The sequence below is a fragment of the Enterobacter cloacae complex sp. P43RS genome (genome assembly GCF_014930585.1).
GTDB classification, from domain to species: domain Bacteria; phylum Pseudomonadota; class Gammaproteobacteria; order Enterobacterales; family Enterobacteriaceae; genus Enterobacter; species Enterobacter bugandensis.
Window position 1 is genome coordinate 40,436 of record NZ_JADBRJ010000006.1, and the last position, 13,535, is coordinate 53,970.

Below are 13,535 nucleotides of genomic sequence, written 5' to 3' on the forward strand. Positions count from 1 at the left end.
TTTTTTACAAAATAACAAGTCCGGAAGTGATGTTGAGATAAAAAAAAGAGGCCCTGAGGCCCCTTTTCATCGAATCATGCATGCGCTTCTTTATACACCTCGCGCTGCGGCTGACGAATCGTTGTGGACAGCGCCAGCGAGATAATCAGCAAGGCAAATATCACGCAGAAGGTTACGTAGAAGCCACCGAACAGCGAGGCAATCAGCGACCCGCAGATACTGCCGATACCGAAGCCGAGATAAATGACGCCGTAGTTTTTCGCCAGATTGTTGAGGCCAAAGAACTCGCTCACCAGCGACGGGAAAACGGTAATGGTGCCGCCGAAGTTAAAGGCGACGCAGGCAATCGCCGCAAAGAAGGTCGCCTCGTTCAGCGGTGCAAACAGCAGCGCCGCCATGCCTACCAGAGAGATGACCTGCCCCAGCGTAATCACGCGGATGCGGGCGATTTTGTCAGACAGGATACCGAGCACCAGACGACCCGAGAGGTTAGCAATGGAGATGACCGTCACCGCATTCGCCGCCGTCGCGGCATCCAGTTTTACCATCCCCTGCGCGATATCTTTCGCCACGCCAATAACATACAGACCGCTCATGCAGGCCGTCAGGAACATCACCGCCAGCATCCAGTACTGCGGCTTACGCATGGACTGTGCGAGGGTGAAATCATTCTCCACCACGCCGTTTACGGTTTTCACTTCCTGCTGCGGGGCATCTTTCATCAGCGTGGCACCAAACAGAATCATCACCAGGACAATAGCCCCCCAGATCATGAACGTTTTTTCGAGGCCAACGGACGCCAGCAGTTGAGAGTCGATAAATTTAAAGCCAAGGCTGCCCAGGCCATAGGAGCCGATAGCAAACGCGGAGATCAAGCCTTTACGCTCCGGGAACCACTTCACGCAGTTCGACAGCGTCAGCAGGTAACCTGCGCCGTCCGCCAGCCCCACCAGCACGCCGGCGCTCAGCCACAGCATCATCAGGTTGCTGGAATGCGCCGTCAGGAAAAAGCCCAGGCCCAGCAGAATGCCGGAGGCCATGGTCACGCGCTTCACGCCGAAGCGTTCCTGAAGTTTGCCCGCCACGGAAGAGGAAATCGCTAATCCAAGACTCAGTAAGCCGAAGGAGAATGCCACCTGGCTTATCGGCGCGCCGAGCTTATCAGACAAGGCGCTGTTAAACAGACTCCAGGTATAAACCGAACCCAGTGCGAACTGGGTAATGATGGTGCCGAATAGCGTCAGCCAGCGCGTGCGGTTATAGGTTGAGGTGTTCATGGCAGTATCCTGCAAGAGAAATTAAGGAAGTTCGCTGAGGACACGATAAACAAAACCCCAAAATGCCAGGGGTAAAACGGCATGAAATGCAGGAGAAACGGAATGAAATGCCTGGAAGCGGGAATGAACGACCTTGTCGGAGAAGAAAACGTTTAAAGGTGAGTGACCACTATCACCACACCCCTCGCCGTTATTGTATTAAATATGTTACCGCAGCGTTTAAAAAAGTAACAACCCTAAAATTTGGCGCTTAAGCCCAGGGTATACAAATATTCTTCTTCCGACTGCTGGTTGTAGCTGATCTTCGCCCAGGGGTGTAAATCGCCGTACTGGGTATCAACGCGCCACCCCAGCGAGTTCACGCTGGCATGCCAGAGGGGTTCGGTAAGCGACTGCGCGGTGGTTGTATCACTAAACGTATTTACCGTTGAGGGTGGAGTGCCCTCTGTGCGCCACGCCATGACCGGCCCGGTTGTGATATGCCCCGCCACGGGAAAATTCCAGCCAACGCTCAGAACGGTTTCCGCATCCGACCCGGATGGGTCGTTCAGCGCAAAGCCCGCAGCATTCTGCGAATGGTTAATACGCTCCGCGAGAATATCTTCATAACGAGGTTGGTGATCGGCGTCCCATGTATAGCGTTCTGTCGTATTACTTTGTGCATCTGAAACGATATATTCCTGTTGCCACGCAAAAGCGGTGTTACATATAAGCAGGCAGGCTGAAACGCCCACCAGGCCAGAAGCAGCATGGCGACCACTGATTTTTTTTATCATCATCAAAGCGACTCCAGAAAGAGCCGAGTTCGGCGATATATGTCATTGTTCGAAGAGGTATTGGGGCATATAGCCCTGTATTAACTATTGTCTCTTTAGCAGACACGTCAAGCCGGGCAGATTGAAATTTTTGCGTTTATCGTATCAGGAAGGGAGATGACCTATGCAACGTTGCGGTTGGGTAAGCCAGGATCAGCTTTATATCGATTATCACGACAAGGAATGGGGCGTACCGGAAACCGACGGTGAAAAACTGTTTGAAATGATTTGCCTTGAAGGCCAGCAGGCCGGTCTGTCGTGGATCACCGTTCTGAAAAAGCGTGAGAACTACCGCAATGCCTTCCACCGGTTCAATCCGGCTGCGGTAGCCGCCATGACCGACGACGACGTGGAAAGGCTGGTTCTGAATCCCGGTATCATCCGCCATCGCGGTAAAATTCAGGCCATTATCGGTAACGCGCGGGCTTATCTGGCGATGGAGCAAAACGGCGAACCCTTCTCAGCATTTGTCTGGTCGTTTGTGGATAACGAGCCGAAGGTGACGCGGGCCGCCACGCTTGCAGAGATCCCAACCTCGACCCCTGCCTCGGATGCCCTGTCGAAAGCGCTGAAAAAACGCGGCTTCAAGTTTGTGGGCACCACCATCTGTTACTCCTTTATGCAAGCCTGCGGGCTGGTCAATGACCATATTACGGGCTGCATCTGCCACCCGGAGGGCAACCATGATCCGCAAATGGCACAGTGAGAATACCGCTCAGCTCCTGAGACTGTGGCTTGAGAGCACCACCGAGGCGCATCCGTTTATCGACGCCGACTACTGGAAAGCGAACGAAGCGCTGGTGCGGGATGAATACCTTCCCGCCGCCGAAACCTGGGTCTGGGAGGAGAACGGCACGCCGCGCGGTTTTATCAGCGTCATACAGTCGCAGTTTGTAGGGGCGCTGTTCGTTACGCCAGCGTATATCGGAAAAGGCATCGGGCGCGCGCTGCTGAACCATGTTCAACAGCGCTTCCCGCACTTAACCCTGGAGGTGTATCAGAAAAACGTCCGGGCAGTGAATTTCTACCATGCTCAGGGCTTTCGCATTGAAGACAGCGCCTGGCAGGATGACACCCAACACCCGACGTGGATCATGAGCTGGCAGGCGGATCAAACGCCGTTAAGGTAAGCTCGGGCCCCTCATATTTCTCGACCCAGGCCAGCGCCGTGTTCCCTGCGCAACCATTCCCCAGCTTCGAGCTGGGGAGATCTTTGGTCAGCACGTTAACCGCCCCGTTTTTACAGATCCCACCTTCGGTGGGCTCAAGGTCGGGCCAGGCTCCCTGATGAATACAGATCACGCCTGGCTTAATCCCGTCGCTGACCACCGCCCCTGCCAGCACCTGTCCACGCTGGTTCCACACGCGCACCACGTCACCGTCCGCAATCCCACGCGCTTTGGCGTCTAAAGTATTCAGCGTAATTGGCTCCCGCCCGGCGACCGCATACTGCTCGCGCAGAGAGGTGTAGTTAAGCTGACTGTGCAGACGATGCGCCGGATGGGCAGACAGCACCTGCAGCTGCTCCGGCTGAGCGTTGCCGTGCCACTCGTCCGGCTCCAGCCACGAAGGGTGTGGCGGACAATCGGCATATCCAAAGCTGGCGATGCGCTCGCTGTAGATCACAATCTTGCCGCTCTCGGTTTTAAGCGGATGGTTTTCCGGGTCGCGACGGAAATCGGCGAAACGGACAAATCGGGCGTTCTGTTCGCTTTCCGGCATTTCGAGAATCTGGTTCGCCTCCCAGAATTCAGCAAATGGCGGAAGCGTCACGCCCTGCGCCGCACCGCGCTGTCCGGCGATCTGGTAGAAACTCTCCAGCCACTGCAGGTCATTTTTCCCTTCGGTAAAGCGTTCGCGACCGCCCGCTTCCCAGAGCTCGCTCAGTTCAGCAAACACGTCAAAATCATCACGCGCTTCATCACGCGGGGCCACCACGCGCTTCATCGGCACCATATGCTGGTTGCTGTAATCGCCGGTCATGGTGAGATCGTTACGCTCAAACGACGTGGTCGCCGGCAGCACGATATCGGCATGTTTGGCCGAGGCGGTCCAGAAGCACTCGGAAATCACCACCAGCTCCGGCTTTTGCCAGGCGCGGATCAGGCGATTGGTATCCTGATGGTGCGTGAAGTTTGCCCCGCCCGCCCACCAGACAAACTTAATGTCCGGGAAGTGGCGGTCCAGACCGTTATGCTGATAAAAACCGCCCGGGTTTTCCAGGGCTTCAACGATTCGCGCCACCGGGATTTTATCCACGGCATCCACGCCGCCCTGCACCGAGCCTTGCAGGGACGCCAGCACTGCAGCTTTACGCGTTGGGTTACCGCCGTTCGCAAAGTGATAGGAAAGACCAAAACCGCCGCCCGGCGTACCAATCTGTCCTAGCATCGCGGCAAGCGTCACCAGCATCCAGTGTTTCTGCTCGCCGAACTGCTGGCGCTGCATCCCCCAGCCGGACATTAACATCGTGGTATTTTTATGGAACAGTACCGCCAGTTCGCGGATTTTAGCGGCTGGAACGCCACAAATTTCCGCGGCCCACTCTGCCGTTTTCACTACCCCATCAGATTCGCCCGTCAGGTAGTCGGCGAATTTGTCGAAGCCGGAGGTGCACCGGGCGAGGAAATCGCGGTCGTGCCAGCCGTTCTCCACCAGCGTATGGGCGATACCCAGCATCATCGCCACGTCGGTGCCCATATGCGGAGCAATCCACTCGGCGCTGTCGCCGAAGAAATCCATAGTTTCAGAACGCATCGGATCAATGCAGATGATGCGTTTGCCGCTTTTGCGCAGCGCGTCGAAATACCCAATCCCCTGCTCGTCGCTGGCATTCCAGGCAATTTTCAGCGTGTTCAGCGGGTTGGCGCTCCACAGCACCACCACGTCGGTGTGCTGCAGCACCAGCGGCCAGCTGGTCTGCTGCTGGTACACTTCGTTCCCGCCCACGACGTACGGCATGATCGCCTGCGCCGCACCGGTGGAGTAATCCCCGAGATGACCGGTATAGCCCCCGGCCAGGCTCATGTAGCGCTGCAGCAGGGTCGAGGCCTTGTGCAGCACGCCGTTCGAGCGCCAGCCATAGGAGCCGGCAAAAATGGACGATGGGCCATAGCTGTCGCGAATGCGCTTATGCTGCGTATGGATCAGCGCCAGCGCATCGTCCCAACTCACGCGAACAAACTCATCCTGACCACGGATCCCCTGCGGTTTATCCGGCGAGGCCAGAAAACCTTTGCGCACCATCGGCCATCGCACGCGCGTTTTGCTGTGCACCTGATCGCGTACGACGGTCTGTAACGAATTGGGATGTTGTGTTGGCAGTGCCCCACGGGACGACAGAACATTTTCGCCATCGGTTTCGACCAGCATCGGCCCCCAGTGGGCGGCGGTCAGAATGGTTTTTGTTGAGGTGCTCAAGCGTGCGCTCCTGGTTGCGTGCAGGTTTACGGCCTTCTCGTTGAGGTCGTTTATGGTTTGTCACAAATTTCAGAGTTATACCCGGAATTTTCTCCGTATCTGGACGTCATAATCAACTGCCACGCTCGCCGTGGCAAAGAATAAAAAGGATTAAGGAAAGAAGATGAAAAAACGCGTACTCGTTATTGCCGCTCTGGTGAGCGGTGCACTGGCTGTTTCTGGCTGCACAACCAACCCTTACACCGGTGAGCGCGAAGCGGGTAAATCCGGCATCGGCGCAGGTATCGGCTCGCTGGTCGGCGCAGGCGTTGGGGCACTCTCCTCCTCCAAGAAAGACCGCGGCAAAGGTGCGCTGATTGGCGCAGCGGCAGGTGCGGCGCTGGGCGGCGGCGTCGGTTATTACATGGACGTGCAGGAAGCGAAACTGCGCGACAAAATGAAGGGAACCGGCGTGAGCGTCACCCGCAGCGGCGATAACATCATCCTGAACATGCCGAACAATGTGACCTTTGACAGCAGCAGCGCCACGCTGAAACCTGCGGGCGCGAACACCCTGACCGGCGTGGCGATGGTGCTGAAAGAGTACAACAAGACCGCCGTGAACGTGATTGGCTACACCGACAGCACCGGCAGCCAGGATCTGAACATGCGTCTGTCTCAGCAGCGTGCCGATTCCGTGGCCAGCTCCCTGATAACCCAGGGCGTTGAAGCAAACCGCATCCGCACCAGCGGCATGGGCCCTGCCAATCCTATCGCCAGCAACAGCACGGCGGAAGGTAAAGCGCAAAACCGTCGCGTAGAGATTACGTTGAGCCCGATTCAGTAATCCCCGAGGGAGAGGGCCGGGGTGAGGGCAACAGACCGCACACCCCGGCATGAACCACTTGCCATCGTTGATTTTCCCGCTAAGGTATTCTCACTAAATTCAGGGAAATCAGCGATGAGCAAACCAGCCCGGGCCACCATCAGCGACGTGGCGAAAGCCGCCAAAACCGGTAAAACCAGCATTTCGCGCTACCTTAACGGCGAGAAACATCTGCTGTCCGACGCATTGCTGGCGCGTATTGAACAGGCCATTGCCGATCTCGACTATCGTCCCAGCCTGATGGCGCGCGGGCTCAAACGCGGTCGCACCCGTTTGATCGGCCTTATTATCGCCGATATCACCAACCCCTACTCTGTCAACGTCCTCAGCGGTATCGAGGCCGCCTGCCGCGAGAAGGGCTTCACGCCGCTGGTCTGTAATACCAACAACGAAGTCGACCAGGAGCTGCACTACCTCGATCTGCTGCGCAGCTACCAGGTGGAAGGGATTGTGGTTAACGCAGTAGGCATGCGTGAAGAGGGCCTGAACCGCCTGCAGCAGTCCTCCCTGCCCATGGTCCTCATCGACCGTAAAATCCCGGAATTCGCCTGCGATGTCGTCGGGCTGGATAACACCCAGGCAGCCACAACCGCGACCGAGCACCTGATCGAACAGGGCTTCGAAGCGATTCTTTTCCTGAGCGAACCGCTGGGCATGGTAAATACCCGACGCGACCGCCTGGCGGCATTTCGCGCCACGCTTGCGCGTTATCCCGGTGCGATCGCCGAAAATGCCGAAACGCCGCTTCACGAAGCCGACCAGATCGACAACACCCTGCGCCAGTTCCATACCCGCCATCGCGGGATGCGCAAAGCCGTTATCTCCGCCAACGGGGCGCTGACGCTTCAGGTCGCCCGCTCGCTCAAGCGCATTGGCCTGCACTGGGGCAGCGATATCGGTCTGCTGGGCTTTGATGAGCTGGAGTGGGCGGAGCTCGCTGGCGTGGGTATTACGACCCTTAAACAACCCACCTGGCAGATTGGCTATGCCGCTGTAGAACAAGTGATTCGTCGTATTGAAGGTACCCGCGATGCCGTACGCGAGCAGGTCTTCTCCGGCGAGCTGATCGTTCGCGGCTCCACCGCCCGTTAATTCCCCCTTGTGATAGCGATCATAAATTCGACATCCTGATCTTTTCTTTGGAACCGGTTCCATCTAGCGTAATAGTATTGATATGTTGCGATGGAGTCCGAAGATGGGCAGGAAAATCATGGTGGTCACCGCCGCGTATGGCGCGGAACAGGTGCGACAGGCAGGCGGTCAGCGGGCGATGCTCCCCGTTATTGCAGGCGCAGGGGCAGACGGCGTGGAGATCCGCCGCGAACTGTTTAACAGCGAAGAGCTGCTGGCGCTGCCTGCACTGAGCGAATCCATCGAGCTAATGGGTCTGCTGGCGTGCTACTCCGCGCCCGCCGCCCTGTTTATGGCCGACGGCACCCTTAACCCGGACCTGCCCCGCTATCTCTCTGAGGCCAACACCCTTAACGCCCTGTGGCTGAAGGTTTCCCTCGGCCATTTCAGCGACACACAGCCTCTCGACGCCCTGCGCGCCCTGCTGAATGCCAGCGGTATGGCGCTTGTCGTGGAGAACGATCAGACCGACTGCGGGCAGCTCGCGCCCATGCGGCGCTTCCAGGCCTCCTGTCGGGAAATGGCGTTGCCCGTCACGCTGACCTTCGACATGGGCAACTGGCTGTGGGTCGGCGACTCCCCCGAAGAGGCCGCACGTCACCTGGCCCCTGCGGTGAGCTATATCCACGTTAAAGCCGCCGTTCCGCATAAAGATAACTTCCGCGCCGTAGCGCCGGACCGCGCAGACGCCCGCTGGCTGGATCTGCTCGGCCAGCTGCCTGCAGATGCTCCGCGCGGTATTGAGTTCCCGCTGGAAGGGGCGGATTTAACCGCCGTTACCCGTCATTACGTCAACCTGCTGCGCGAGGAGTAAATCATGCACAAAACGCTGGATGCCATCACGATCGGCGAGGCTATGGCGATGTTTGTCGCGACCGAAACGGGCGAACTGAGCACGGTAGAGCACTTTATCAAACGCGTAGCGGGCGCAGAGCTAAACGTCGCGACCGGCCTGGCGCGTCTCGGTCTGAACGTCGGCTGGGTCAGCCGCGTGGGGGATGACAGCTTTGGCCATTTCGTTCTCGACTCACTGAAAAAAGAGAATATTGATGCCGCAGGCGTCACCCTGGACGGACGCTTTCCTACCGGCTTTCAGCTTAAATCTAAAGTCGAAAATGGAACCGATCCCATCGTGGAGTATTTCCGCAAAGGTTCGGCGGCAAGCCATCTCTCAACGGAAGATTACCACGCCGGCTATTTTGCCTCCGCGCGCCATCTGCACCTGAGCGGCGTGGCGGCGGCGCTCTCTGACAGTTCCTATGAACTGCTGGACCATGCGGCAACGACCATGAAGTCGCTGGGCAAAACGATCTCTTTCGATCCGAATTTGCGCCCGGTGCTGTGGAAAAGCGAAGCGGAAATGGTCGAGAAGCTGAACCGCCTGGCGTTCCAGGCTGACTGGGTTCTGCCGGGCCTGAAAGAGGGGATGATTCTGACGGGTGAAAATACGCCGGAAGGCATTGCTGATTTCTATCTGAATCAAGGGGTAAAAGCGGTGGTGCTGAAGACCGGTGCCGATGGTGCATGGTTCAAAACGGCAGACGGCGAACAGGGCGCGGTCGCGGCGGTGAAGGTTGAGAACGTTGTCGACACCGTCGGCGCGGGCGATGGCTTTGCCGTAGGCGTCATTAGCGCCCTGCTGGAAGGCAAACCGCTGCAGCAGGCCGTCGCGCGGGGCAATAAGATTGGCTCGCTGGCGATTCAGGTGCAGGGCGACAGCGAAGGATTGCCAACGCGAGCAGAGCTCGGCGTTTAAATTCCCTCTCCCTGTGGGAGAGGGCCAGGGTGAGGGCAGCATGCCACACCAAATAATTAAGCCACCGTGTACCCTACAGACAACGGCGGTAACAACCTCAACAACAGAGGCAAGCCTATGAACAGTTCGACCAATGCAGTAAAACGCTGGTGGTACATCATGCCAATCGTGTTTATCACGTATAGCCTGGCGTACCTCGATCGTGCCAACTTCAGCTTCGCATCCGCAGCGGGGATCACCGAAGACCTCGGCATCACCAAAGGTATTTCATCCCTGCTGGGTGCCCTTTTCTTCCTGGGCTACTTCTTCTTCCAGATCCCCGGCGCGATTTACGCGGAACGCCGCAGCGTGCGTAAGCTGATCTTCATCTGTCTGATCCTGTGGGGCGCCTGCGCGTCACTGACCGGCGTGGTGAACAATATTCCTGCCCTGGCCGCCATTCGCTTTATTCTCGGCGTCGTTGAGGCAGCAGTCATGCCGGCGATGCTGATTTACATCAGCAACTGGTTTACCAAATCTGAACGTTCACGCGCGAATACCTTCCTGATCCTCGGTAACCCGGTCACCGTACTGTGGATGTCGGTAGTCTCCGGCTACCTGATCCAGTCCTTCGGCTGGCGCGAGATGTTTATCATCGAAGGGGTACCCGCAATTATCTGGGCATTCTGCTGGTGGGTGCTGGTAAAAGATAAGCCTGCCCAGGCGAAGTGGCTTTCCGAAGATGAAAAAGCGGCGCTGCAGGCGCAACTGGATAAAGAGCAGCAGGGGCTGAAGGCGGTACGCAACTACGGCGAAGCGTTCCGCTCCCGCAACGTTATCCTGCTCTGCGCGCAGTACTTTACCTGGAGTATCGGCGTGTACGGGTTTGTGCTGTGGCTGCCGTCGATTATCCGCAGCGGCGGCGAGAACCTCGGCATGGTGGAAGTGGGCTGGCTCTCTTCCGTACCGTATCTCGCAGCGACCATCGCGATGATCGTTGTCTCCTGGGCGTCGGACAAGCTGCAAAACCGCAAGCTGTTTGTCTGGCCGCTGCTGCTGATTGCCGCTTTCGCCTTCATCGGCTCGTGGGCGGTGGGCGCGAATCACTTCTGGGCCTCTTATACCCTGCTGGTGATTGCCGGTGCCGCCATGTACGCCCCGTACGGTCCGTTTTTTGCCATCATCCCGGAAATGCTGCCGCGTAACGTCGCGGGCGGTGCAATGGCATTGATTAACAGTATGGGCGCGCTGGGGTCGTTCTGCGGATCCTGGTTCGTCGGCTATCTGAACGGTGTGACCGGCAGCCCATCCGCGTCGTACATCTTTATGGGGGTAGCGCTTTTCGCCTCCGTGTGGCTTACTTTGATTGTTAAGCCTGCTAATAATCAACAGCACCTCGTCGGCGCACGCCACGCCTGAATCCTTAAAAATCAACGGAGATTAGCATGAAGCCGTCCGTCATTTTGTATAAAGCTCTGCCGGAAGATCTGCAGAAACGCCTGGAAGAACACTTCACCGTTACGCAGGTGAAGAACCTGAGCCCGGAGACCGTGGCGCAGCATGCCGATGCGTTCGCCAACGCCGAAGGCCTGCTGGGTTCAAGCGAAAAAGTGGATGTCGCCCTGCTGGAGAAAATGCCGAAGCTTCGTGCTACCTCAACCGTTTCCGTGGGTTATGACAATTTCGACGTGGATGCCCTGAACGCCCGTAAAATCCTGCTGATGCACACGCCGCATGCCCTGACGGAAACCGTGGCAGATACGCTGATGGCGCTGGTGCTTAGCACGGCCCGTCGCGTGGTGGAAGTGGCCGAGCGTGTGAAAGCCGGCGAATGGACGAAAAGCATTGGGCCGGACTGGTTCGGCGTGGATGTGCATGGCAAAACGCTGGGCATCGTGGGTATGGGGCGTATCGGGCTGGCGCTGGCGCAGCGCGCGCATTTCGGCTTCAACATGCCGATTCTGTATAACGCGCGCCGTCATCACAGTGAAGCAGAAGAACGCTTCAACGCGCGTTACTGCGAGCTGGATACGCTGCTGCAGGAAGCCGATTTTGTTTGCCTGATCCTGCCGCTGACGGATGAAACGCGCCATCTGATTGGCAAATCCGCGTTTGAAAAAATGAAGAAGTCCGCCATCTTCATCAACGCGGGTCGCGGCCCGGTGGTGGATGAGCAGGCGCTGATTGAAGCGCTGCAGAGCGGCGAGATCCACGCCGCGGGTCTGGACGTGTTTGAGCAGGAGCCGCTTCCGGTGGACTCCCCACTGCTGAGCATGCCAAACGTCGTCGCCCTGCCACACATCGGCTCTGCTACCCACGAGACGCGCTACAATATGGCGGCGACGGCAGTAGAAAACCTGATAGCCGCGCTTGCTGGAAAAGTAGACAGGAACTGCGTTAACCCGCAGATCCAACAGTAGAAACGAAAAAACCCGCCAGAAGGCGGGTTTTTGAATTTTGTGCTACTGGGTTGGAAGCTTACAGGCTTACAACGTTACCAGCTGCTGGGCCTTTAGCGCCGCTTTCGATGGTGAAGGAAACTTTCTGACCTTCGTCCAGAGATTTGTAGCCATCGTTCTGGATAGCAGAGAAGTGTACGAACACGTCTTTAGAGCCATCGTCAGGAGTGATGAAGCCGAAACCTTTATCAGCGTTGAACCATTTAACCAGACCAGTCATTTTAGCAGACATAGAAATTACCTTATTAACAAATATATTGTGCCTTCCGGCTTGATGGATTGCGTTACAGATTTTTAAGCGATGAAGGAAGGGTCACTACGAAGGGTATCTATGGATAACAATCTGGACTGCTTTACTAAACTGCTTTAGGTCTGTGTAACAAACCGACGCGAACAGTTATACCGATGTGGTAGAGGAATGACAAGCGTTATTTTCTGAATGCCGAAAAAAAACCCCGCCTGAGGCGGGGTTTTTCGGTTTATTCTGTAGCAGCGACTGCTGCGCCCCACGCCTGGCTAAAGGCCTGGTGCTGGGCGGCCAGCGGCCCAATCAGCGTATTGTACTGACTTGCCTGCTGCGAGGTAGGGAACTGAATGCCGTTGGCAACAAAGCTCACCTGTGTCCCCTGCTGCGAGATGAAATCCCCGACCTGAACCAGCTGCTGAGTGAAGACCTGCGCGGCCGGAATCAGCGGTTGTATCGCTTCAGACGGTTTCGTCACTACTTTCTCATACACTTTATCGAAGACCGGTTTTAGATCCTCGCCCTGCTTCAGCGCAGAACGTGACGCGTCAGCCTGCATTTTCGCATTTTGCAGCTGCTGGCTCAGCACGCCGAGCGCACCGTTGGACTGGCGCAGCGGCTCGCGCTGAGTCATATAATCCTGGGGAACACGGATGGCGTTCACGCTATCCACTACCGGGCGGATACCGGAGTCCATCGCCTGGCTCACCTGCTGTGAATACCCATAAAGAATGGCGTAATCAGACACAAAGGGGCCAAACTGTTTTTTCTGATCCGCAGTCAGCGTCGGCAACCGCTCGCCGCTGCGCATCACTGTATTCTGCAGAAAATCGATAAACGCTTTGCGCTGATCGCCTTCTTTATCAAAACACCCACTCAGGCTAACAACCATCAACAACGCCGCAATAGGCGCAAACCAGCGAGAGCAGGACTTTCCTGTCGCCATTTTATTACTCCTTTCACCCAAAAAAGCGCACACCGGCACACGCGTGCCCGACGCTGACAAGGATAGTCCAGGTCAGCCTTGCAAGATACTCTTTTCATGTAAAACGACTATTGCCGATTTATTTCTTACTATTTACAAAAAAATACCTGGCGAAGCCGACATATGGTTAATCAGGGAATTAGCATAACTATCCAGATAGCTGAATCGCGTAAAGCGATCGTTACCGCACGATTAATCACAGCCGTGACGATCCTTGGTTTGTATTAGGGACTATTCTTAATTGGCTCTCTGATGTTCTTGATCACGATGTGAGATTTAAGAGGAGTTCTCAATGGAATATAAAGATCCTGAGTTTGAGCTGCTGAGCAGTCTGGAACAGATCGTTTTTAAAGATGTACCGCAGGCCATTACCCTGCAACAAAAATCCAATCCCTTTACAGAATATGAGCAATTGCGCAAAGGGACAGGACTGAAAACTGAAGAATTCGCCAGAGCGATGGGTGTCAGCGTGGCTATGGTGCTGGAGTGGGAGTCAAAACGAGAGAAACCCACCCCAACCGAGTTAAAGCTGATGCGCCTGATTCAGGCCAACCCTGCACTCAGCAAACAGATAGCGTAGTAAAGTTTGAACGCCCCCGCCTCT

General features: G+C 56.5%; 14 protein-coding genes. 9 read left to right on the top strand and 5 right to left on the bottom strand.

The features are described 5' to 3' along the window. Positions 1 to 74: 74 nt before the first annotated feature. Together IM294_RS13765 and IM294_RS13770 are read right to left on the bottom strand one after the other, a co-directional pair. Positions 75 to 1,277 (bottom strand): MFS transporter, encoded by a 1,203-nt coding sequence (locus IM294_RS13765; protein WP_041911599.1) that lies wholly within the window; start codon positions 1,275 to 1,277, stop codon positions 75 to 77. A gap of 236 nt (positions 1,278 to 1,513) precedes the next feature. After that, positions 1,514 to 2,056, bottom strand: a complete 543-nt coding sequence (locus tag IM294_RS13770; RefSeq protein WP_045260015.1) for a lipase — start codon at positions 2,054 to 2,056, stop codon at positions 1,514 to 1,516. Between the two features lie 160 nt (positions 2,057 to 2,216). On the opposite strand from IM294_RS13770, the gene tag reads away from it, so the two are divergent. Then, positions 2,217 to 2,798, top strand: coding sequence for a DNA-3-methyladenine glycosylase I (gene tag, locus IM294_RS13775; protein ID WP_028015087.1), 582 nt, complete (start codon positions 2,217 to 2,219; stop codon positions 2,796 to 2,798). Beyond that, positions 2,776 to 3,222, top strand: a complete 447-nt coding sequence (locus IM294_RS13780) for an N-acetyltransferase (protein ID WP_028015086.1) — start codon at positions 2,776 to 2,778, stop codon at positions 3,220 to 3,222. Before tag ends, IM294_RS13780 begins: the two co-directional genes overlap by 23 nt. Here the strand turns inward: IM294_RS13780 and IM294_RS13785 are convergent. Next, the gene (locus IM294_RS13785; protein ID WP_248211523.1) at positions 3,185 to 5,464 is read right to left on the bottom strand and encodes a molybdopterin guanine dinucleotide-containing S/N-oxide reductase; all 2,280 of its coding nucleotides are present in this window, start codon (positions 5,462 to 5,464) and stop codon (positions 3,185 to 3,187) included. The genes IM294_RS13780 and IM294_RS13785 overlap by 38 nt on opposite strands. 211 nt (positions 5,465 to 5,675) lie before the next feature. On the opposite strand from IM294_RS13785, the gene IM294_RS13790 reads away from it, so the two are divergent. The 6 genes from IM294_RS13790 (at position 5,676) to ghrB (ending at position 11,663) form a co-directional block, all read left to right on the top strand. Next, positions 5,676 to 6,338 carry an OmpA family lipoprotein gene (locus IM294_RS13790; RefSeq protein ID WP_008502762.1) on the top strand — a complete coding sequence of 221 codons (663 nt, stop codon included), beginning with the start codon at positions 5,676 to 5,678 and terminating at the stop codon, positions 6,336 to 6,338. Between the two features lie 114 nt (positions 6,339 to 6,452). Then, positions 6,453 to 7,469, top strand: a complete 1,017-nt coding sequence (locus IM294_RS13795) for a LacI family DNA-binding transcriptional regulator (protein WP_028015084.1) — start codon at positions 6,453 to 6,455, stop codon at positions 7,467 to 7,469. Between the two features lie 103 nt (positions 7,470 to 7,572). Beyond that, on the top strand, positions 7,573 to 8,322 hold the full coding sequence (locus tag IM294_RS13800) for a sugar phosphate isomerase/epimerase (protein ID WP_048958448.1): 750 nt from the start codon (positions 7,573 to 7,575) through the stop codon (positions 8,320 to 8,322). 3 nt (positions 8,323 to 8,325) lie between these two features. Further along, positions 8,326 to 9,264, top strand: coding sequence for a sugar kinase (locus IM294_RS13805; protein WP_049137203.1), 939 nt, complete (start codon positions 8,326 to 8,328; stop codon positions 9,262 to 9,264). Between the two features lie 117 nt (positions 9,265 to 9,381). Further along, positions 9,382 to 10,662, top strand: coding sequence for an MFS transporter (locus IM294_RS13810; protein ID WP_028015081.1), 1,281 nt, complete (start codon positions 9,382 to 9,384; stop codon positions 10,660 to 10,662). A 26-nt stretch (positions 10,663 to 10,688) separates the two neighbouring features. Beyond that, entirely contained in the window at positions 10,689 to 11,663 is a 975-nt protein-coding gene (gene ghrB, locus IM294_RS13815) for a glyoxylate/hydroxypyruvate reductase GhrB (protein ID WP_126818418.1), read from the top strand. 58 nt (positions 11,664 to 11,721) lie between these two features. Here ghrB and cspA read toward each other — a convergent pair whose 3' ends face one another. Together cspA and IM294_RS13825 are read right to left on the bottom strand one after the other, a co-directional pair. Next, the gene (gene cspA / locus IM294_RS13820; RefSeq protein ID WP_003860775.1) at positions 11,722 to 11,934 is read right to left on the bottom strand and encodes an RNA chaperone/antiterminator CspA; all 213 of its coding nucleotides are present in this window, start codon (positions 11,932 to 11,934) and stop codon (positions 11,722 to 11,724) included. A gap of 247 nt (positions 11,935 to 12,181) precedes the next feature. Continuing rightward, a complete protein-coding gene (locus IM294_RS13825; RefSeq protein WP_045260020.1) occupies positions 12,182 to 12,892 on the bottom strand; it encodes a DUF3053 domain-containing protein in 711 nt (236 codons plus the stop codon). A gap of 331 nt (positions 12,893 to 13,223) precedes the next feature. On the opposite strand from IM294_RS13825, the gene IM294_RS13830 reads away from it, so the two are divergent. Next, positions 13,224 to 13,511, top strand: coding sequence for an HTH-type transcriptional regulator (locus IM294_RS13830; RefSeq protein WP_028015078.1), 288 nt, complete (start codon positions 13,224 to 13,226; stop codon positions 13,509 to 13,511). Positions 13,512 to 13,535: the final 24 nt, after the last annotated feature.